This window comes from Flavisphingomonas formosensis, from assembly GCF_009755815.1.
GTDB classification, from domain to species: domain Bacteria; phylum Pseudomonadota; class Alphaproteobacteria; order Sphingomonadales; family Sphingomonadaceae; genus Flavisphingomonas; species Flavisphingomonas formosensis.
The window spans coordinates 446,097-465,393 of the sequence record NZ_WRPK01000003.1 but is presented as its reverse complement, the minus strand read 5'-3'; the positions used below and the strand labels follow the sequence as shown (position 1 = coordinate 465,393).

Here is a 19,297-nt window from a genome sequence, read left to right as displayed (position 1 = left end):
GATGAAGTTTCGTCCGTTTGTCGTCGCGTTGCTCGCAACCGCCGTTACGCTGCCTGCGATCGCCGCGGCGCCGCCCTTCGATACGCCCGCACCAGTGGCCTATATGCAGGATCTGTCGTCCGGTGCTGTGCTCTACGCGAAGGATGCCGACCGGCGCATGCCGCCCGCGTCGATGGCGAAGATGATGACGGTCTACGTCGCCTTCGATCTCATCAAGAAGGGCCAGTTGAAGCTGGATCAGACCTTCACCGTCACGCCGGAGACGTGGAAGCAGTGGCACGGCCCAGCCGCCGGCTCGACCATGTTCCTGTCGGTGGGCGAGCAGGTGAGCGTCGGCAACCTGCTTCATGGCATTGTCACGCTTTCGGGCAACGATGCCTGCATCGTCCTGGCGGAAGGCATTGCCGGCACCGAACAGGCGTTCGTTGCGCGCATGAATGACACGGCCAAGCGGCTTGGGCTCGCCAACAGCCATTTCGGCACTGCCAATGGCTGGCCGGACAATGGCGTCACCTATGTCACGGCGCGCGATCTCGCGACGCTTGCCGCCGCCACGATTCGCGACTTTCCAGATCTCTACAAGCAATTCTACAGCCAGCGCGAGTTCACTTGGGGCAAGACGATGGGTGCCGGCCAGGACATCACCCAGGCGAATCGTGATCCGCTGCTCGGTCGCGTTGCCGGAGCCGACGGTCTCAAGACCGGCCATACCGAGGAAGCGGGCTTCGGCTTCACCGGCTCGGCGGAGCAGAATGGCCGGCGTCTGGTCATGGTGGTCGCAGGTCTCACCTCATTCAATCAGCGCATCACCGAATCGACCAATTTCATGAATTGGGGTTTTCGTGCCTGGCGCTCGGTGCCGATCGTCGCGGCCGGCAAGCAGGTCCAGACGGCAGAGGTTCAGCAAGGCGACGCACGTCAGGTCGGCCTGGTCGCGCCGGCCAATGTGGCGGTGTCGGTGCCCGCGGGCGTTGGCAATGAGAATATGAAGGTGGCGGTGGTCTATCAGGGGCCGATAAAGGCGCCGGTCGCCAAAGGCGCACATATCGCCGATCTGGTCGTTTCGACGCCCGACACGCAGCCGCAGGTCACGCCGTTGGTCGCAGCGGAGGCGGTCGGCAAGGCCGGTTTCTTCGATCGCGTCGCGGCCGGTTTCCGCCACCTGTTCGGTATGGCGTGAGCGGCTGCTTCATCAGCCTCGAAGGTGGCGAAGGTGTCGGCAAATCGACGCAGATGAGGCGCCTGGCCGAAACGCTGCGAGCGCGCGGCAAGACCGTGGTGGAAACGCGTGAACCAGGCGGCAGCCCTGGTGCTGAGGCGATCCGTGCGCTGCTCCTTCATGGCAGCGGCGATCGCTGGACGCCGCGGGCCGAAGCGCTGCTGTTCGCCGCCGCGCGCGCGGACCATGTGGCGCGGACGATCCGGCCGGCGCTTGCCGCCGGCCAATATGTGCTGAGCGATCGCTTTCTCGACAGTTCCCTCGCCTATCAGGGCGGCGCCGACGGAATCGGCGCGGAAGCGATCCGTGCGCTCCACCTCATCGGCAGCGAAGGGCTTCTCCCCGATCGCACCTTGATGCTGACCCTGCCGGCCAAGGAAGCGGCCGCTCGCGCCGCGGCGCGGGACCGCGAGGGCGCGGACCGATTTGGCGCGCGCGACGCGGCCTATCATTCCCGCGTTATGGCGAGCTTCCTCGCGCTCGCCGAGGCAGAGCCGGATCGCTTTCGCGTGATCGATGCACTTGGCGAACCGCCGGAGGTGACGGATCGGCTGATCGCCGCCCTTGACGATCTTTTATGAGCATTATCGGCCAACACATAGCGACAGAAGCTTTTTGCGATGCGCTTCAATCCGGTCGCATCCACCACGCCTGGTTGCTTGCCGGCCCTCGCGGGATCGGCAAGGCACGTTTCGCCGAAGCCGCCGCCCGACGGCTGCTCGCCGAAGCGGCCGGACCACCGGTCGCCTTGCCGGGGCTCGACACGCCGGAGGACCATCCGACCGCCCGGCTCATCGCAGCCGGCAGCCATCCGGACTTTCGCCGGCTGGAGCGCGCGTTCCGCGAAAAGACCAATGACCATGCACGCAACATCACCGTGGATCAGGTCCGCTCCCTCCAGACGCTGTTCGCGACCACGCCAAGCTTCTCCGATCGCAGGGCGGTGATCATCGATGCCGCTGACGACATGGAACGCGGCGCCGCGAACGCTCTCCTGAAGAATCTGGAAGAGCCGCCGGCCGGCACGGTCTTTTTTCTGGTCAGCCACGCACCGGGCCGGTTGCTGCCGACCATTCGCTCGCGTTGTCGCGTGCTGCGCTTCGGCCTCCTCGACGATGCGGGGTTGGAGAAGGTTCTGCGCGCCGAGATTCCCGATGCGAGCGGACCGGAGATCGCCGCGCTGGTGCGGGCGGGGGAGGGTTCACCCGGCCGGGCGATGCGTTTTGCCGGCCTCGATATCGCTTCCCTCGACCAGGCGATCGCCGATCTCATCCGCGAAGGCGATCCCGGCAACGGACGCAGCAGCGCGCTTGCCCGCGCGCTCGCCACCAAGGCTGCGCAACCGCGTTACGAGGCGTTCCTCGAGCGGGTGCCAGGGCATATCGCCGATGTCGCCAAGCGCACGTCCGGCACCGCGCTGGCCCACGCGATCCGTACCTGGGAAGAGGCACGCGCGCTCGCGGGCGGGGCAGTGCCTTTATCGCTCGATCCACAAGCCACCGTCTTCACCCTCGCTGGACTGCTCGCGTCGCTCGCCCCAACCCGGCATTGAGCATCGTCGCTACAGGCAGGAAGATGCGGAACGCGGGATGAAGGTTGTGCACGTCCCTTGCTCCGTCATCGCGGTGCGCTAGAGAGACCGCAACGACCTCGCCCGTTCGGCCTGGGCGAATTCGAGAACCGCAGCCTTGCGCATTGGAAGGACCGTTCGTGACGGACGCCTTTGCAACCGCCACGCGGCTCGACTTCGCGCACGCCCGACGCCACATTTGGACGATCATGACCGAGCCATTCTACATCACCACGGCGATCAGCTACCCCAATGGACGGCCACATATCGGCCATGCCTATGAGGCGATCGCGACCGACGCCATCGCCCGCTATCAGCGGCTGAAGGGACGCGACGTCTTCTTCATGACTGGCACGGACGAGCATGGCCTCAAAATGGTCCAGACCGCGCGTGGCCGTGGGCTGGATCCTCGCGCGCTTGCCGATGAAATGTCTGGTTATTTCAAGGAAATGGATGACGCGCTGGGCATTTCCTATGATCGTTTCATCCGCACGACCGATCCGGATCATTATGCGGCCTGCACCGCGATCTGGAAGGCGATGGAGGCCAATGGCGACATTTATCTGGGCCGCTACGAAGGCTGGTATTCGGTTCGCGACGAAGCCTTTTACGACGAGAAGGAACTGATCGCGCAGCCGGACGGCACGAAGCTCTCGCCTCAGGGTACGCCGGTCGAGTGGACGGTGGAGGAAACCTGGTTCTTCCGCTTGTCGGCTTATCAGCAGAGGCTGCTGGATCTGTATGAGTCGCAACCGGATTTCATCCGTCCGGACGCCCGTCGGAACGAGATGATCAGTTTCGTTTCGGGTGGTCTCGCGGATCTGTCCATCTCCCGTACCAGCTTCGATTGGGGCGTGCCGGTGCCGGACAGTCCGGGTCATGTGATGTATGTCTGGGTCGATGCACTGACCAACTATCTCACCGGCGCTGGCTATCCGGACTTCACCGGCCGGCCGCATTGGCCAGCGGACGTGCACATCATCGGCAAGGATATCGTGCGCTTCCATACGGTCTATTGGCCGGCTTTCCTGATGTCGGCGGGCCTCCCTTTGCCCAGGCAGGTCTTTGGCCATGGCTTCCTGCTCAACCGCGGCGAGAAGATGTCCAAATCGGTGGGTAACGTCGTCGACCCGCTGCAGATGGCACAGCTCTACGGTGTCGACCAGCTTCGCTATTTCCTGTTGCGCGAGGTCAGCTTCGGTCAGGACGGCAGCTACAGCCACGAGGCGATCGTCAACCGCGCCAATGCGGAACTGGCCAACAGCTTCGGCAATCTGGCGCAGCGCGTTCTTTCCATGATCTTCAAGAATCTCGGAGGCGAGTTGCCCGCAGCCGGGGATGCCGAGGAAGATCGCGATCTGCTCGCAAAGGTGCATGCGGCATGTGCGGTCGAACTGCCGCGGGAATTCGACCAGTTCGCGTTCAGCAGCGGCATTGAGATTTGGCTGCACGCGGTTTTTGCGTGCAATCAGTATGTCGACGCGCAAGCGCCCTGGACGCTGCGCAAGACCGATCCAGATCGGATGAAAGCCGTGCTGGGCACGCTCTTCCTATGCATCCGCGATCTGGCCATCGCCATTTCGCCGATCGTGCCAGCTTCTGCGGGAAAGATGCTGGATCTCATGGGTATTCCTGCCCGAGAACGCGATCTCGTCGCGCTCGCCGATGCGGGCTGGTACGATCGGCTGCGGGACGATGCCTTCCGCCTGGGCGCGCCAGCCCCCATCTTTCCCCGGCTGGAATTTCCCGAGGACGCCAATGCTGGTCGATAGCCACTGCCATCTCAACTATGCCGGGCTGATCGAGCAGCAGGCCGAGATATTGGCACGTGCACGCGCATCGGGCGTCACCACCATGCTCAACATCTCGACCCGCGAACGGGAATGGGATGCCGTGATCGCCACGGCGGAGCGCGAGGCGGACGTGTGGGCCAGCGTCGGCATCCATCCGCATGAGGCGGACGATCATCCCGATATCGATACGGCGCGGCTGGTGGCGGCGTCGGCGCATCCGCGCGTGATCGGCATCGGTGAAACCGGGCTCGACTATTATTATGATCATAGCGATCGCGGCCGACAGCAAGCGAGCTTTCGCGCGCACATCGCGGCAGCCCGGGAGACCGGGCTGCCGCTGATCGTCCATACCCGGGATGCCGAGGAGGATACGGCCGCGATCCTTACCGAGGAGATGGGGAAGGGGGCCTATCGCGGTGTTATCCATTGCTTCACCGCCAGCGCCGACTTTGCCCGGATCGCGCTCGACCTCGGCTTCTATATTTCCATATCCGGGATCGTGACGTTCAAGAACGCCAAGGATCTCCAGGCCACGGCGACGACGTTGCCGGGCGACCGGCTGCTCGTCGAGACGGATGCGCCGTTCCTGGCGCCCGTGCCGCATCGCGGCAAGCCTGGCGAACCGGCCTTCGTCGCCGATACTGCGCGCTTCCTTGCCGGCCTTCGTGGCGAAACGGACGAAGAATTAATGGCCGGAACGAGCCGTAACTTCTTTTCACTCTTCGACAAGGCGGCTGCATGAAGCTCCGGATCCTGGGGTGCGGGACTTCGTCGGGCGTACCACGGATCGGCAATGACTGGGGCGATTGCGACCCGGCCGAGCCACGCAATCGGCGAACCCGCGCCTCGATCCTGATCGAGAGCGATACGACCCGCATCCTCGTCGATACGGCGCCAGACATGCGCGAGCAGCTGCTGGCCGCCGATATCAATCACATTGATGCGGTCATCTGGACGCACGACCATGCCGACCATTGCCATGGCATCGACGATCTGCGGCAGATTTTCCACATGGTCGGGCATCCGATCGATGCCTATGCGCGGCTGCAGCCGTTGCGGACGCTGCAGCAGCGGTTCGACTATGCCTTCGAAGGCCGCGACGGCTATCCGCCGACGGTATACGGCAGGATATTGCCAGACCGGCTGACCATCGGGGACATCGGCATCTCCGTCGTCGATCAACCGCACGGCAGCATCTGGTCTTCGGGCCTGTGCTTCGAGCGGGAAGCCGTTCGAATCGGATATTCCACGGATTTCAATTCCTTCACCGATGACATGCGGATGTTGTTCGAAGGCGTAGACGTCTGGGTGGTCGATGCTTTGCGCCGTTCGCCGCATCCGACCCACGCGCATCTCGCAGCGACGCTCGACTGGATCGCGCAATGCCGGCCGGGGCGGGCGCTGCTCACCCATATGGACCAGTCGATGGATTATGCCGCTCTCCTCGCCGAGCTGCCGCCAGGGGTCGCCCCGGCTTATGACGGGCTCGAGGTCAGCCTCCCATGAGCGCGGACGATAATGCACGGCTTCTGTTTCTGATCGGCTGCATCGTGCTCGTGGCCAGCGGACTGGCGGCAAGGCGGCTTTCCTTTGGTCAGATCTGGAAGCCGGCGCTGGCCTGGGTCGCGATCTTTCTGGGGCTGTTCTTCGTGATTGCGGAGCGCGACCGACTGACCCCGGTAACGCGCTGGTTCCGCAGCTTCGATCCCGATGCCGGCATTGCGACGGGCGAGACACTCCGGATCCGCAAAAGCGGCGACGGGCATTTCTGGATCCGAGGCCAGGTCAACGGCCGTGAAATCCGGTTCCTGATCGATAGCGGCGCATCCTTCGTCGCTCTGAGCAGCGCCGAGGCGGAGCTTGCCGGCATCAAGGAGGACAATGGCGGTTTCGGCGTCGCACTCGATACCGCCAATGGCACGATCGTCGCGTCGCGCGGTCATATTGCCGAGCTGGAGGTCGGGCCGATCATCCGCAAGAATCTCTCCGTGGTGATGGCGCCGGAATTCGGCGACTCCAACGTATTGGGGATGAATTTCCTATCCAGCCTGTCGAGCTGGAAGGTCGAAGGCGATACGCTCATCCTGACGTCATGACCGGACGCAGGACAGATCTATATTTTACATAATGTATATTATCAGACTTATGGAGAAGCCCGTGCTCGAGCCCCTCGTCGCTATCATGGCGCGCCTGCGCGACCCAGACACCGGCTGCCCCTGGGACGTGCAGCAGAACTTCCGGTCGATCGCGCCCTATACGATCGAGGAAGCCTATGAGGTCGCGGACGCGTGCCAGCGTGACGATATGGCCGCGCTGATGGACGAGCTCGGCGATCTTCAGCTCCAGGTCGTCTTCCACGCCCGCATGGCCGAGGAACGCGGCGCCTTCTCCGTGGCCGACGTGATCGACACCATCTGCGCCAAGATGATCCGCCGCCATCCGCACGTCTTCGGCGACGGTGCCGCTACGCCCGGCTGGGAAGCCATCAAGGCAGCCGAACGCGCCGAAAAGCCCGATACCTCCGCCCTGGCTGGGATCGCGCTGGCGCTGCCGGCCTTGCTCCGCGCCGAAAAGCTCCAGAAGCGCGCCGCGCGCACCGGCTTCGACTGGCCCGATGCCGACGGCCCGCGCGCCAAGATTGCCGAGGAACTGATCGAGGTCGAAACCGCGCCTGACCAGGACGCGCGCGAGGACGAGATCGGCGATCTTCTGTTCGCCGCAGTCAACTGGGCACGCCATCTCGGCATCGACCCCGAAGCCGCGCTTCGGCGCGCCAACGCCAAGTTCGAGGATCGTTTCCGCAAGATGGAAGCCATGGCCGGCGACGGCTTCGCATCGCTTCCGCTCGCGGAAAAGGACGCGCTTTGGGATCGGGCCAAGCGCAGCTGACCCACCCCGCCCCGACTCGCCTGTTCCCTATCCGTTCTGCGGCCAGCGCGCTTCGAAGCGTGCCCAATCCTTTTCGGACAGACGGACATTCATCGCGACATGTTCGCCCTCGGCCTCTTGGTCCAGCACCTCGCCATTGGCATGCAGCCACGCCAGCGCTGCTCCATCCGAGGCTGGCAGCATGATCGTATGGATCCGGCTGCCATGGTTCAGCCGCGCCGAGACGCCCTGACGCAGCGCATCCAGCCCCTCTCCGGTCAGCGCTGATACGATCATGACGTCGTCGCGCCGCGCTGCCTCTGCAACAACGTGCGCCGCGGCCTCGGCGTCGAGCTTGTCGATCTTGTTCCAGATCTCGATCATGGGGGCGCCCCCTTCGCCGATCGCGCCGATCTCGGCCAGCACATGCTCGACATCGCTGCGCTGTGCATCGGTATCGGGGTGAGCAATGTCGCGGACATGCAGGATCAGATCCGCCGACGTCACCTCCTCTAGCGTCGCGCGAAATGCGGCGACGAGCTGAGTCGGCAGGTTGGATACGAAACCCACCGTGTCGGAAAGGATCGCTTTGTCGATGCCCGGCAGCGAGATTTGCCGCATGGTCGGATCCAGCGTTGCGAACAACAGGTCCTCGGCCGTCACGTCCGCGCCGGTCATCCGGTTGAACAGGGTCGATTTGCCGGCATTGGTGTAGCCGACCAGCGCGATCACCGGCCAGGGCGCGCGCTGGCGCCGCGCACGATGCAGGCCGCGCGTGCGGGTGATCTGCGCGAGATCGCGGCGCAGCTTGGCCATCCGGTCGCGGATCATGCGACGGTCGGCCTCGATCTGGGTTTCGCCGGGACCGCCCAGGAAGCCGAAACCGCCGCGCTGCCGCTCCAGGTGGGTCCAGCTCCGCACCAGGCGGCCTTGCTGATAATCGAGATGGGCGAGCTCGACCTGCAGCCGGCCCTCGGCCGTGGCGGCGCGTTCCCCGAAGATTTCGAGAATCAGGCCGGTCCGGTCGATGACCTTGGCTTCGAGCGCCTTTTCGAGATTGCGCTGCTGGATGGGGGTGATCGCGGCATCGACGATCACCAACTCCGCCTCCGCCATGCGCGCGGCGGTCGCGAGATTGTCCACCTGCCCGGAGCCGAACAGCGTCGCAGGCCTGGGCTCACGCAGACGAAAGGCGAGCTTTTCCACCACGTCGACGCCGATGGCTTCGGCGAGGCCGGCGGCTTCATCCAGCCGGGCCTCGACGGTCCGTTCGCCATTGCCGCGATCCGGGAGCGCCACGATCGCCTTGGCGCCCCGGCTCAGCCCATCTTCGTCAGCTCTTCCGAATCCGCTCAATCGTCCTCCGCATCGTCAACCCCGGCGAGGTTCAGCGGCTTGAGCGGCTGAACGGTCGAGATTGCGTGCTTGTAGACGAGCTGGCTCAGGCCGTCACGGCGTAGCAGCATGCAGAACAGGTCGAAGGCAGCGATCTCGCCCTGAAGCATCACGCCGTTGACGAGGAACATCGTGACCGGGTCGCGCGACTTGCGCACGGCCGTTAGGAATATCTCCTGAAGCAGAGTCGCCTTGCGCTCCTCGGTAAAGGCTTTCTCGATTTCCGACAGGTCGAGCGGATGTGCCGGCATGACCGTTGAAATCGCATGTTTGTAGATAAGCTGCGACTGTCCGTCGCGGCGCAACAGAACGGAAAAATTGTCGAACCAGGTGATGATGCCCTGGAGCTTGACGCCCTTGACCAGGAACATGGTCACGGGAGTCTTCGACTTACGCAACGAATTCAGGAAAATATCCTGTAAGTTATTGACCTTATCGGCCATGTGCCGGTCTCCGGTCTTGGCGGGTCATGGCCCGCTTGAGCGCCGTTGCAGGCGTCGTGCTGCCCCACCGCGTGTGGAGCGAGATCGATTTCTACCGCAGGTGCGAACGAACGTCTACCGCCATTCACTCCTCGCCCGCATCATCCTTCGTATCGGCAAGGCCCAATGTTTTCAGTTTGCGGTGAAGCGCCGAGCGTTCCATGCCGATGAAGCTCGCAGTACGGGAGATGTTTCCGGAAAAGCGCCGAATCTGGACCCGTAAATATTCGCGTTCGAAAGTTTCGCGCGCCTCGCGCAGCGGCGTGCCCATGATCGAGCGCGCAGCCTCTCCGGGCGCGAGCCGCGCCTGATCGGACAGCACCTCCGGCGGCAGCATGTCGGCATCGATGCGGCCGATACGATCGCCCGGCGCCAGGATGATCGTGCGTTCCACCACATTACGAAGCTGCCGGACATTGCCCGGCCATTCATAGGCCTGGAGCGCGGCGATCGCCTCTTCCGAAACCGGCGGCGTCGCAACGCGCCGTTCCGCGGCGAAGCGGGCGATAAAGTGGTCGACCAGCGACGGAATGTCCTCCCGCCGCTCAGACAAGGCAGGAAGATTTACCGGTACGACATTGAGTCGATAATAAAGATCCTCCCGGAAGCGGCCGGCGCTGATCTCGTCGGGAAGCTGCCTCGACGTGGCGGAGACGACGCGGACGTCGACCTTCACCATCCGCGTGCCGCCGATGCGGGTGAAGCTCTGGTCGGTCAGCACCCGCAGGATGCGCGCCTGCGTGGTGAGCGGCATGTCGGCTATCTCGTCGAGAAACAGGGTGCCGCCATGCGCCTGTTCGAGCAATCCGGGACGGGCGAGTTCTCCTCCCTCCTCCACGCCGAACAATTCCTCCTCGACGCGCTCAGGCGTCATCCGTGCCGCGCTCACGACGACGAAAGGAGAGTTGGCGCGAGGGCTCCACAAATGGAGCAGGCGGGCCGCCACCTCCTTGCCGACCCCCGCCGGACCGCTGATCAGCACGCGGCTTCCGGTCGCGGCGACGCGCTTCAGCGTGGCGCGGACGGTGTTGATCGCTGCCGAATTGCCGGTGAGTTCCTCTTCCTGGCCGATCTGGGCGCGCAACGAGGCGTTCTCGCGGCGCAGCCTCTCCGTTTCGGTCGCCCGTGCGACGAGCAGGAGCAGCTTCTCCGCCTGGAAGGGCTTTTCGATGAAGTCGACCGCGCCCCGGCGGATCGCTGCCACCGCCGTATCGATATTGCCGTGGCCCGAGATGACGAGCACTGGCAGCGAAGGATCGCGCCGCTTGATCTCATCGAGCAGATCGAGCCCGTCGAGCCGCGAGCCCTGCAGCCATACGTCGAGCAGGACGAGCGACGGGCGACGCTCCGCCAGCGCCGCCAGAGCAGCATCGGAATCCGCGGCGGTGCGTGCCTGATAGCCTTCATCCTCGAGCACGCCCGCGACCAGCTCGCGAATATCCAGTTCATCATCGACGATCAGTATTTCTAGCGCCATGGATCGATCAACCGTTCATACGTGTGAGTTCGGACGGGCGAACATCCTGAATGTCGCCGGTTGCCTCGCCGAAGCCGGCGAGTGGAGTGAGGGCGTCGGCATCGAAAGCCAGGCGGACGATTGTGCCCCCGCCTTCCCTGTCGAAGAAGGCAATGGTGCCGAAATGGCCTTCGACGATGTTCTTGACGATTGCGAGGCCAAGCCCGGTGCCGCGCGTGCGCGTCGTCATATAGGGTTCGGTCAATCGCTCCCGCTCGGGCGGCAGCCCGATGCCGGTGTCGGAAACCTCGAAGATGATGCGACCTTCCTGTTCGCTGATCGCCATGTCGATCTGGCCAGTTTCGCCCTTTTGCTCAATCGCCTCCACAGCATTCTTGACGATGTTCAGCAGCGCCTGGCCAAGCTGCCGGCGATCGCAGACCATGACAGGCGAAGGCTCGGGCGCTTCCAGACCGAAGCGGATCTGTGGGTGCGCGACCTCGTGCAGGAACAGAGCCTGGCGCGCAATGTCAACGATGGCTTCCTCGCGGAACACCGGCTTGGGCATGCGGGCGAACGAGGAGAACTCGTCGACCATGCGGCGCAGATCCCCCACCTGGCGAACGATCGTACCCGTCAGCCGTTCGAAGGTGAAAGGATCGCTGGCGATCTCGCGGCCATATCGCCGTTGGAGCCGTTCGGCCGCGAGCTGAATCGGCGTCAGCGGGTTCTTGATCTCATGCGCGATCCGGCGTGCCACGTCGGACCAGGCGGCGCGGCGCTGGTCGCTGAGCTGCTGGGTGATGTCGTCGAAGGTCAGCACCTCGCCATTTTCGGTGCGGACCAGCTTGGCGGCCAGGGTGCGGGGATCGCCACCGGCCGAGAATTGCACGATCGCCTCACGATCCTGGCCGTCGAGCATCCGGGCGAGTTCGGGCGCGACTTCGGCGAGAGGGGTGCCGACGAGGCTTCCCTGCTCGGTCTTCAGCATGGCCTCCGCCGAGCGGTTGATCAGGCGTATGCGCCGTTCGCCATCGAGCGAGACGACCCCGGCGGTCACGCCGGAAAGCACGGCTTCCATGAAGGCCCGGCGCGTGTCCAGCAGGCTGTTGGCCGAGACCAAGGCCCCCGTCTGTTCCTCAAGTTTGCGGGTCATCCGGTTGAAGGCATTGGCCAAAGTGCCGACCTCATCCCGCGCGCGGGGAGCGGAAACGCGTGCCGACAGGTCTCCCGCCTCGATCTTGCGCGCCGCGTCGACGAGATCCCCTACCGGCCGCACGAGACGATCGGCGACGGTCAACGCAATCCAGATCGCGGCGCCGACGATCAGCAGCGAGACGATCAGCAGCGCGGCGTTGAATTGCAGTTGGAGCGAACGGGATCGCGTGATGAAGCTGTTATAGTCGCTCAGCGCCGAGGTGACGCGGGCCGCCTGCTTGAGAACCTGCGGATCGACGAAGCGTGCGGCATAGAGATAGGTATTGCTCGGCTTGTCGAGCAGGATCAATGCCTCCACGCGATCGCCCGAGGTCGTGAAGGCGACCGGATCGCCATTCCGGAGCTGTGGGATCATCGGTTCCGGCACACGCTGATCGAGCGGTCGTCGATCCAGATTGGCGCCGCCGATCAGCCGGCGCGCGCCATCCTTGCCCACGGTGATGATCGCAGCCTGGTTCAACGTCCGATATGCCACCTGCCGGGCGAAATAGGGCGCGAATATGGGATCGTCGGTCGAGATCTTGCTCAGCGCGTCGCGAAGGTCGCCTGCCATCGGTTTGATCTCGAGATTGAGGCGCTCCTTGTTGTCGTCGACATAGGCCTGGGCGACATGGTCCGCATTTTCGAGGACGATACGGGCGCGATCCGAAAACCAGAATTGCACGCCATATTGAAAGAGCAGCGACGCGAAGATCACCACCAGCAGCGTCGGCACCGCAGCGATGACAGAGAACAGCGCAACCAGCCGCACATGCAGGCGCCCCCTGCCCCCGATCGCGGATCGCTTGGCGCGCCCCATCGCCACGCGGCGGGCGACGAGCACCATCAGCGCCATCACCGGCACAAGGATCGCGACCAGCAGCAGCGCGACGAGCGGCGGCGAAAGGAGATGGGCGTTGCCGCCGCCTTGGCTGGTGATGATGAAATAGGCGCCGGCCGCGACGCCGATCGCCACCAGAAAAGTCACGATCTCAACCAGTGGCATCAGCTTCGTGCCGCGTCGCAAAGCATAGGCCCAGCGACGCCGCCAGCGTGGTGCATCCGGCATTAACTGTGCGACCTTGTCGTTCATCGTGGCGAGCCTACCACAGCAGCGTTGCGTTCAAAACACAGTTTGCAACTGTGCAGATTATGCAACGCAGCAGCTGCCCGCCATGGCGACCCGGATCAGCCGCCGCGCCGGATGTCGCGACTGTCGATGCCGCGTTCCGTCAGCTTCTTGCGCAGCGTGTTGCGGTTGATGCCGAGCAGCTTGGCGGCCTTGAGCTGATTTCCGCGCACGGCCGCCAAGGTGAGGCGCAGCAGCGGCCGCTCCACTTCGGCGAGGATGCGGTCGAAAAGGCCGTCCGGCGGCAGATCCTTGCCAAAGGTCGAGAAATAGCGCGCTAGATGCAGCTCGATCGAATCGGCCAGGCCGCCGGTCGGCGCCATGGCGGGTGGTCCTTCCGGCTGCGCCCCGCCGAGTTGCTGTTCCACCACATTGGCGGTGATCACCTCTTCGCGGCTGAGCGCGGCGAGCCGCCGCATCAGATTTTCCAGCTCGCGCACATTGCCAGGCCAGGAGTGGAGCGAGAGCCGTCCAATCGCTGCCGGATCAAGCTGCTTGCGCGGAAGCCCGTCCTGTGCCGCGCGATCGAGGAAATGTCGGGCCAGCTCGCCGATATCCTCGGCTCGCTGCCGTAATGCCGGCAACCGCATCGGGACGACGTTGATCCGATAATAAAGGTCTTCACGAAACGCATTTTCGGAGATCAGCCGCGGCAGATCCTTGTGGGTGGCGGCGATGATGCGGACATCGGCGCGGATCGAGCGCGCGCCGCCGACGGTCGTGAATTCGCCGGCCTGGAGCACGCGCAACAGGCGTGTCTGCGCCTCCATCGGCATGTCGCCGATCTCGTCGAGGAACAGCGTTCCGCCCTGCGCCTGCTCGAAGCGGCCGGCGGTGCGGGCAGCCGCCCCCGTAAAGGCACCCCGCTCGTGGCCGAAAAGCTCGGATTCGATGAGCTCGCGAGGGATGGCCGCCATGTTGATCGCGACGAACGGCTTGTGCGCCCGCGGCCCGAGATCGTGGATGGCACGGGCGACCAGCTCCTTGCCGGTACCGGATTCGCCGAGGATCAGCACGGTAAGGTCATTGGCGACGACGCGCGCGATCGTCCGGTACACCTCCTGCATCGGCGCCGATCGGCCGATCAGCGGAAGATCCTCGGTCGAGCCGCCCGGCGCCGCGCTGGCGCTGGCCGCCGCACTCGCCGCCAGGGCATCCGCTACGGCGCGCGCCAGCTCGCCGAGGTCGAACGGCTTGGGCAGATATTCGAACGCGCCCTGTTCGGTTGCGCGGACGGCGGTCGTCAGCGTGTTCTGTGCCGAAAGCACGATCACCGGCATGCGTGGATTTTCGGCCAGCAGCTCGGGCACGACGTCGAGACCGTTGCCATCGGGCAGCACTACGTCCGTCACCAGCACCTGTGGCTGGAAACTCTTCATCAGCCGCCGCTGCTCGGCGACGGAGGCTGCGACCTCGACGATATGACCTTCGCGACGCAGCGCCTCGCGCACCACGGTGCGGATCGCAGCGTCATCGTCGGTGACGAGAATGCGCCCGCCGCTCATTGGGCGGTCCGCGCACGGGGCAGGAGAAGCCGGAAGACGGTTCGCGGCGGAAAGCCCTCGCGGGCATATTCGACCATGCCGCCTTGGTCGGCGATCAATTTGTCGACGAGGGCAAGGCCCAGCCCCCCGCCCGAGCGCTTGGAGGTGACGAAAGGATCGAACAGATGCTCCGCAATCCCTTCGGGCGCGCCGGGACCGTCGTCGATCACGCACACCTCGATCGGCAGCGCCTGCCGGCCGTCGCCATCGTGGGTGAGCAGGGACACGCCATGGCGATAGGCGGTCGTCAAAGTGATCGTCGAACCGCCATGCTCCCGCATGGCTTCGGCGGCATTCTTCATAAGATTTATGAGCACCTGGATGAGCGCGTCGCGATGCCCGAGCACCGCCGGCAACGAAGGATCGTAGATTTCCCTGATCGAGAATTCGCTGGCGAAGCCGCGTCCCGCCACGTCCCGGGCGTGGGCGAGGATGGCGTGGATGTTTTGCGGACTGCGATCGAGCGGTCGCGTATCGGTGAAGCCCTCCATGCGATCGATCAGCGCCGCGACGCGATCGACCTCGTCGCGGATCAGCCGCGTCAGGTCGCGGGCCGAGGCATCGGCAGTGGATTCGAGCAGCTGTGCCGCGCCGCGTATGCCCGACAGAGGGTTTTTGATCTCGTGCGCCAGCATCGCGGCCGCGCCGACCGCGGTCAAACTGCCGCCCTCCCGTCCGGCCCGGCGCGACACGAGGTGGGTGGGCGGCGGCCCGTGAATGGTGATGACCCGCCATCCCGGCCGGTCGCTGAGCGGCGCCGCCATCAGATCCGCGCGCTGCCGGCGATTGCCCGGCAGCTTGAGGTCCAGCGCATAGGCCGCGAAAGGGGCATCCTTCGGCACCGACGTGAGCGTGTGGCCGATCACTTCCTCGACGGGCGTGCCGATCATAGCCGATCGGCTGACGTTGAGCAGCGTCTCGCACGACACATTGGCGTCGCGGACGCGGCCCTCCGGATCGACGACGAGGACGGGTGTGGGCAATGCGGCGAAAAGTTCGGCATGCCCCGGCGTGGGGCCGCTGCCGGGGGACTTTTCCCGCCGGGCGAAACGGATCAAGCCGCCGCCCGGGAGAGCCATGGGCCGTAAAATTCGGCGAGCATCGCACGCACCGTGGCAGGATCAGGTTGCTGGTTGACGACGTTGCGGAACTCCGCCGACCCGGGCAGCCCTTTGGTATACCAGCCGAGGTGCTTGCGCGCCATGTTGACGCCAACGTCCCTGCCGTAGAGGCTGAGCATATCCTCATAATGCTCTAAGATCGTATGATATTGTTCCTCCAGCGACGGCGAGTCCAGCTGCCCGCCGGTCTGCAGGAAATGCATCACCTGCGCGAGCAGCCAGGGCCGGCCATATGCGCCACGGCCGATCATCAGGCCATCTGCTCCCGACTGGTCGAGCGCGGTGACGGCATCCTCGATGCTGCAAATATCGCCGTTGACGATGACCGGGATGGAGACGGCGTCCTTCACCCGCCTCACAAAGGCCCAATCGGCGCTGCCCTTGTACATCTGGCAGCGTGTCCGGCCGTGCACCGTGATCATCTTGATGCCGATATCCTCGGCTATACGGGCGAGTTCTGGAGCGTTGAGGCTGTTATGGTCCCAGCCCATCCGCATCTTGAGCGTGACGGGCACGGATACGGCCTTCACCGTGGCGCGAATGATGTCGGCGGCAAGATCCGGCTTGGCCATGAGCGCGGAACCAGCGTCCCCGTTCACCACCTTGCGCACCGGGCAGCCCATGTTGATGTCGACGATCGCAGCGCCTTTGCCTTCCGCAACCTTGGCGGCCTCGCCCATCTCATAAGGTGCGCAACCGACGAGCTGCATCGATACGGGCTCCTCGCTGGCGTCCCACAGCGCCTTCTGCTCGGATTGCCGCGTAGCGCGGATCGCGGCCTGGCTGGCGATCATCTCGGTCACGTTGAGACCTGATCCGAAACGACGGACCATGCGTCGGAACGGCAGATCGGACACGCCGGTCATGGGTGCCAATATCACCGGCGTATCGATCCGGACAGGACCGACCTGGATAGGAGACAGCTTGGACATGAAGCAACTTTGCCTAAAAATCAGGCAGCAGCCCATAGCGGCAAAGCGGTTCGCGGGCAAGGTCGCCACAGCAAGGGCCGCGCGGGCAAAGCGATCCCTGCTATCGGCAAACGGGGCACATCTTCCCGAACCTGGGTCCCCTTGAAGCCGGGATTCGTCGTCCCATATTCAAATCATTGTTCAACAACGGAAAGGAGGTGGTCCAATGTCTCATTGTCAGATGCCATTCGCGGTGACGCAGGGCTTGGCCTTCCTCGCGGAGTTGCCCCGCGCCTGACATCGTCGCCCGCAGGGCTGACAATGGAAAGGCCGCCTCGAAAGAGGCGGCCTTTTGCATAGGTGCGAAACACGGTTCAGGAGATGAAGGTCGCGACGTCGGCTATGTTCGCCCGCCGCGTCGAAAAGCTGTTGGCGGGATGGTTCTTGTCGGCATAGCCGAAGGACAGCCCGCAGACGATGCGACGATGTTCGGGAATTTGGAAATAGTCGCGAATGAAGACAGAGCAGCGCGCCAGCGCTGCCTGGGCGATCGTAGCGACGCCGAGGCTCTGCGCGGCGAGCATGAGATTGGCCAGGTAGGAGCCGCAGTCGACCGCGCCATAGACGCCGAGGTCGGCCTCGGCCGTTAAGATCATCGCATGCGGCGCTCCGAACAGGCGGAAATTCTCCATCGCCTGCTTGGCCGAAGCTTCGCGGTCGCCGCGGCGGATGCCGACACTTTCATAGAGCGCCCAGCCAGTTTCGCGACGCCGGTCGAGATAGATGCCGGCATAGCGCGCGGGAAAGGGGAAATCGCTCTTCGGGCCGAGGCCGTTGAGCTCGTCGAAATCCTGATCCTGCACATAGGCGTAGAGAGCCTCGCGGAACCGATCGGTCGCATCACCCTCCGTGACAATGAGTTGCCAGGGCTGAGCGTTGCACCAGGACGCCGCGCCTTGCGCAATGGCGAGCATCTCCTCGATCGTCGCCCGCGGAACCGGAGTGGGGAGGAAGGCGCGGCAACTCCGGCGTGCGGCGATCAGCGAGCGGAGCATTTCGGCCTCCGGCGGCTTTTCGATCGCTTCGTCCGTTACGCCGTTCATCATCCCATATCTCCATCGCCGCAGTGTCTCGCTCTCCCCGGAACAGACCAGCGCCGTGATTTGCGCTCGCCATGCGACCGGGCGGACGACTATGGCACGGATGGGTAGCAATGGGCCACTGATCGGGTGATCCAGCAAGACGAGGAGCTTAGCGTGAGCCGAGAGACAGTTTCGATACGCACTACGGACGGAGAATGCCCCACCTACGTCCTCACTCCCGGAGGAACGGGCCCATGGCCGGCGGTGATCTTCTACATGGACGCCCTCGCCATCCGGCCGGCCTTGGTGGACATGGCGCAGAAGCTCGCCGATGGCGGCTATCTCGTCCTGCTGCCGGATCTGTTCTACCGCGCCGGCGCCTATGAGCCGATCGATCCCAAAGTGGCGTTTGCCGGCGATCTGCGCGTGGTGATCGGGCCGCTGATGGCGACCACCAACGCCCAGAAAGCAGCCGAGGACACCGGCGCCCTGCTCACCTATCTCGACACGCGGAGCGACGTGAAGGGCCGTAAGGTCGGCGTGACCGGCTATTGCATGGGCGGCGGCATCGCCCTCACCGTCGCCGGCACCTATCCGGATCGTATCGCTGCGGCGGCCAGCTTCCACGGCGGCAATCTCGCGACCGACGCGGATCTCAGCCCGCATCGCATGGCTCCGTCGATCAAGGGCAGAGTCTATGTCGCCGGCGCGGACAAGGACGCCCATTATCCGCCGGAAATGGAGGCGCGGCTGGACGAAGCGCTGACGCAGGCAGGCGTCGACCATCGCTGCGAGATTTACGAGGGTGCCCTCCATGGTTGGACGATGAGCGACTTTCCCGTCTACAATACCGATGCGGCTGATCGGCATTGGCACGAACTGTTCGCCCTGTTCGGGGAAACGCTGGACTAATCCTGTCCGGCGGCCTGGTTCAGACCATCTCGAGCAGCGACATTATCAGTGCGAACAGGATCGCCGCAGCCAGGCCGCCGACGAACATGTAACGCTGCCGCGGCTTGCGCAGTTCGATCTCCCCGCCGCGAACCGCATCGGCGGAATAGACCGGGCCTTCGTCACGCTCAGCCATGAGGACGTAGTCCCGGATCGATGTCGCCAGCCCAGGCGACGGCCGCTTCGCTTTCGTCCGGCTGGAAGACACGGATCTGGACGAAGGGAATGACCGGATTGGCCCATTCCACCATCGTCCGGATCCAATGACGATCCGCGATCAGCGCTTCCCGAGGGAAACGCTTCAACTCCAGCATCTTGCCGAACGAATATCGCAAATCCTTCCAGCCCGCACGAACGGTAATGTCGCGAAACCCTGTCAGGTCAGCAACGATGCCGATGCGATCGAAGCGATTTAGCCGCGCCTCGATGTCGGCAATGACGCGATCATAATCCTCTTCGGTCAGGACGCCCTCCAGCTTGTAGGCGCCGACATGGTCCGGTGCTGCCAGTATCTGCAACATGGCCCATTCTCCTCTGCCGAGAGAACAAGCGAGGCCTGCAATCGATCCGAGGCGGCAC

19 protein-coding genes are annotated in these 19,297 nt (G+C 64.3%); 9 read left to right on the top strand and 10 right to left on the bottom strand.

All coding sequences use genetic code 11. The annotated features are described in order from the left end of the window. Position 1: 1 nt before the first annotated feature. The 8 genes from GQY20_RS11605 (at position 2) to mazG (ending at position 7,471) form a co-directional block, all read left to right on the top strand. Positions 2 to 1,180 (top strand): D-alanyl-D-alanine carboxypeptidase family protein, encoded by a 1,179-nt coding sequence (locus GQY20_RS11605; protein ID WP_157217222.1) that lies wholly within the window; start codon positions 2 to 4, stop codon positions 1,178 to 1,180. Further along, positions 1,177 to 1,800 (top strand): dTMP kinase, encoded by a 624-nt coding sequence (tmk, locus tag GQY20_RS11600; protein WP_157217221.1) that lies wholly within the window; start codon positions 1,177 to 1,179, stop codon positions 1,798 to 1,800. Before GQY20_RS11605 ends, tmk begins: the two co-directional genes overlap by 4 nt. Beyond that, positions 1,797 to 2,771, top strand: coding sequence for a DNA polymerase III subunit delta' (locus GQY20_RS11595; protein WP_157217220.1), 975 nt, complete (start codon positions 1,797 to 1,799; stop codon positions 2,769 to 2,771). The genes tmk and GQY20_RS11595 overlap by 4 nt, the downstream gene beginning before the upstream one ends. 227 nt (positions 2,772 to 2,998) lie before the next feature. Next, positions 2,999 to 4,561, top strand: coding sequence for a methionine--tRNA ligase (gene metG / locus GQY20_RS11590; RefSeq protein ID WP_157217353.1), 1,563 nt, complete (start codon positions 2,999 to 3,001; stop codon positions 4,559 to 4,561). Next, the gene (locus GQY20_RS11585; protein WP_157217219.1) at positions 4,548 to 5,324 is read left to right on the top strand and encodes a TatD family hydrolase; all 777 of its coding nucleotides are present in this window, start codon (positions 4,548 to 4,550) and stop codon (positions 5,322 to 5,324) included. Before metG ends, GQY20_RS11585 begins: the two co-directional genes overlap by 14 nt. After that, positions 5,321 to 6,088 carry an MBL fold metallo-hydrolase gene (locus tag GQY20_RS11580; RefSeq protein WP_157217218.1) on the top strand — a complete coding sequence of 256 codons (768 nt, stop codon included), beginning with the start codon at positions 5,321 to 5,323 and terminating at the stop codon, positions 6,086 to 6,088. Before GQY20_RS11585 ends, GQY20_RS11580 begins: the two co-directional genes overlap by 4 nt. After that, positions 6,085 to 6,678, top strand: a complete 594-nt coding sequence (locus GQY20_RS11575; RefSeq protein ID WP_157217217.1) for a retropepsin-like aspartic protease family protein — start codon at positions 6,085 to 6,087, stop codon at positions 6,676 to 6,678. The genes GQY20_RS11580 and GQY20_RS11575 overlap by 4 nt, the downstream gene beginning before the upstream one ends. A gap of 61 nt (positions 6,679 to 6,739) precedes the next feature. Continuing rightward, complete coding sequence (gene mazG, locus GQY20_RS11570) at positions 6,740 to 7,471, top strand: nucleoside triphosphate pyrophosphohydrolase (RefSeq protein ID WP_269769732.1); 732 nt, start codon at positions 6,740 to 6,742, stop codon at positions 7,469 to 7,471. A 27-nt stretch (positions 7,472 to 7,498) separates the two neighbouring features. Here the strand turns inward: mazG and hflX are convergent, their stop codons facing one another. The 8 genes from hflX to GQY20_RS11530 all read right to left on the bottom strand — a co-directional run bounded on the left by hflX (position 7,499) and on the right by GQY20_RS11530 (position 17,788). Then, complete coding sequence (gene hflX / locus GQY20_RS11565; RefSeq protein ID WP_157217215.1) at positions 7,499 to 8,806, bottom strand: GTPase HflX; 1,308 nt, start codon at positions 8,804 to 8,806, stop codon at positions 7,499 to 7,501. Next, positions 8,803 to 9,288, bottom strand: a complete 486-nt coding sequence (hfq, locus tag GQY20_RS11560; protein WP_157217214.1) for an RNA chaperone Hfq — start codon at positions 9,286 to 9,288, stop codon at positions 8,803 to 8,805. The genes hflX and hfq overlap by 4 nt, the downstream gene beginning before the upstream one ends. Positions 9,289 to 9,412: 124 nt before the next feature. Continuing rightward, positions 9,413 to 10,804, bottom strand: a complete 1,392-nt coding sequence (gene ntrX / locus GQY20_RS11555; protein WP_157217213.1) for a nitrogen assimilation response regulator NtrX — start codon at positions 10,802 to 10,804, stop codon at positions 9,413 to 9,415. Positions 10,805 to 10,811: 7 nt separating this feature from the next. Further along, positions 10,812 to 13,073 carry a sensor histidine kinase gene (locus tag GQY20_RS11550; protein WP_198350922.1) on the bottom strand — a complete coding sequence of 754 codons (2,262 nt, stop codon included), beginning with the start codon at positions 13,071 to 13,073 and terminating at the stop codon, positions 10,812 to 10,814. Between the two features lie 95 nt (positions 13,074 to 13,168). Further along, positions 13,169 to 14,614, bottom strand: coding sequence for a nitrogen regulation protein NR(I) (ntrC, locus tag GQY20_RS11545; protein WP_157217212.1), 1,446 nt, complete (start codon positions 14,612 to 14,614; stop codon positions 13,169 to 13,171). Continuing rightward, positions 14,611 to 15,732 carry a two-component system sensor histidine kinase NtrB gene (locus GQY20_RS11540; protein ID WP_157217211.1) on the bottom strand — a complete coding sequence of 374 codons (1,122 nt, stop codon included), beginning with the start codon at positions 15,730 to 15,732 and terminating at the stop codon, positions 14,611 to 14,613. The genes ntrC and GQY20_RS11540 overlap by 4 nt, the downstream gene beginning before the upstream one ends. After that, positions 15,708 to 16,706 (bottom strand): tRNA dihydrouridine synthase DusB, encoded by a 999-nt coding sequence (gene dusB, locus GQY20_RS11535; RefSeq protein WP_157217210.1) that lies wholly within the window; start codon positions 16,704 to 16,706, stop codon positions 15,708 to 15,710. The genes GQY20_RS11540 and dusB overlap by 25 nt, the downstream gene beginning before the upstream one ends. Before the next feature lie 353 nt (positions 16,707 to 17,059). Beyond that, on the bottom strand, positions 17,060 to 17,788 hold the full coding sequence (locus tag GQY20_RS11530; protein WP_157217351.1) for a nitroreductase family protein: 729 nt from the start codon (positions 17,786 to 17,788) through the stop codon (positions 17,060 to 17,062). A 153-nt stretch (positions 17,789 to 17,941) separates the two neighbouring features. Here GQY20_RS11530 and GQY20_RS11525 point away from each other — a divergent pair, with 153 nt between their 5' ends. After that, positions 17,942 to 18,679, top strand: a complete 738-nt coding sequence (locus GQY20_RS11525) for a dienelactone hydrolase family protein (RefSeq protein ID WP_157217209.1) — start codon at positions 17,942 to 17,944, stop codon at positions 18,677 to 18,679. Between the two features lie 19 nt (positions 18,680 to 18,698). Here the strand turns inward: GQY20_RS11525 and GQY20_RS11520 are convergent, their stop codons facing one another. After that, a complete protein-coding gene (locus GQY20_RS11520; protein WP_157217208.1) occupies positions 18,699 to 18,854 on the bottom strand; it encodes a peptide ABC transporter permease in 156 nt (51 codons plus the stop codon). Then, positions 18,847 to 19,239: a SpoIIAA family protein gene (locus GQY20_RS11515; RefSeq protein ID WP_157217207.1), complete on the bottom strand. Its 393-nt coding sequence runs from the start codon at positions 19,237 to 19,239 to the stop codon at positions 18,847 to 18,849. Before GQY20_RS11515 ends, GQY20_RS11520 begins: the two co-directional genes overlap by 8 nt. Between the last annotated feature and the right edge of the window lie 58 nt (positions 19,240 to 19,297).

Bases quoted from the DNA above. Each gene is read 5' to 3' on its own strand.
- GQY20_RS11515 (WP_157217207.1), bottom strand. From the start codon at position 19,239: ATGTTGCAGATACTGGCAGCACCGGACCATGTCGGCGCCTACAAGCTG.
- GQY20_RS11585 (WP_157217219.1), top strand. From the start codon at position 4,548: ATGCTGGTCGATAGCCACTGCCATCTCAACTATGCCGGGCTGATCGAG.
- GQY20_RS11520 (WP_157217208.1), bottom strand. From the start codon at position 18,854: ATGGCTGAGCGTGACGAAGGCCCGGTCTATTCCGCCGATGCGGTTCGC.
- GQY20_RS11580 (WP_157217218.1), top strand. From the start codon at position 5,321: ATGAAGCTCCGGATCCTGGGGTGCGGGACTTCGTCGGGCGTACCACGG.
- hfq (WP_157217214.1), bottom strand. From the start codon at position 9,288: ATGGCCGATAAGGTCAATAACTTACAGGATATTTTCCTGAATTCGTTG.
- metG (WP_157217353.1), top strand. From the start codon at position 2,999: ATGACCGAGCCATTCTACATCACCACGGCGATCAGCTACCCCAATGGA.
- ntrX (WP_157217213.1), bottom strand. From the start codon at position 10,804: ATGGCGCTAGAAATACTGATCGTCGATGATGAACTGGATATTCGCGAG.
- GQY20_RS11540 (WP_157217211.1), bottom strand. From the start codon at position 15,732: ATGGCTCTCCCGGGCGGCGGCTTGATCCGTTTCGCCCGGCGGGAAAAG.
- GQY20_RS11595 (WP_157217220.1), top strand. From the start codon at position 1,797: ATGAGCATTATCGGCCAACACATAGCGACAGAAGCTTTTTGCGATGCG.
- GQY20_RS11550 (WP_198350922.1), bottom strand. From the start codon at position 13,073: ATGAACGACAAGGTCGCACAGTTAATGCCGGATGCACCACGCTGGCGG.
- GQY20_RS11605 (WP_157217222.1), top strand. From the start codon at position 2: ATGAAGTTTCGTCCGTTTGTCGTCGCGTTGCTCGCAACCGCCGTTACG.
- dusB (WP_157217210.1), bottom strand. From the start codon at position 16,706: ATGTCCAAGCTGTCTCCTATCCAGGTCGGTCCTGTCCGGATCGATACG.
- GQY20_RS11575 (WP_157217217.1), top strand. From the start codon at position 6,085: ATGAGCGCGGACGATAATGCACGGCTTCTGTTTCTGATCGGCTGCATC.
- ntrC (WP_157217212.1), bottom strand. From the start codon at position 14,614: ATGAGCGGCGGGCGCATTCTCGTCACCGACGATGACGCTGCGATCCGC.
- GQY20_RS11530 (WP_157217351.1), bottom strand. From the start codon at position 17,788: ATGAACGGCGTAACGGACGAAGCGATCGAAAAGCCGCCGGAGGCCGAA.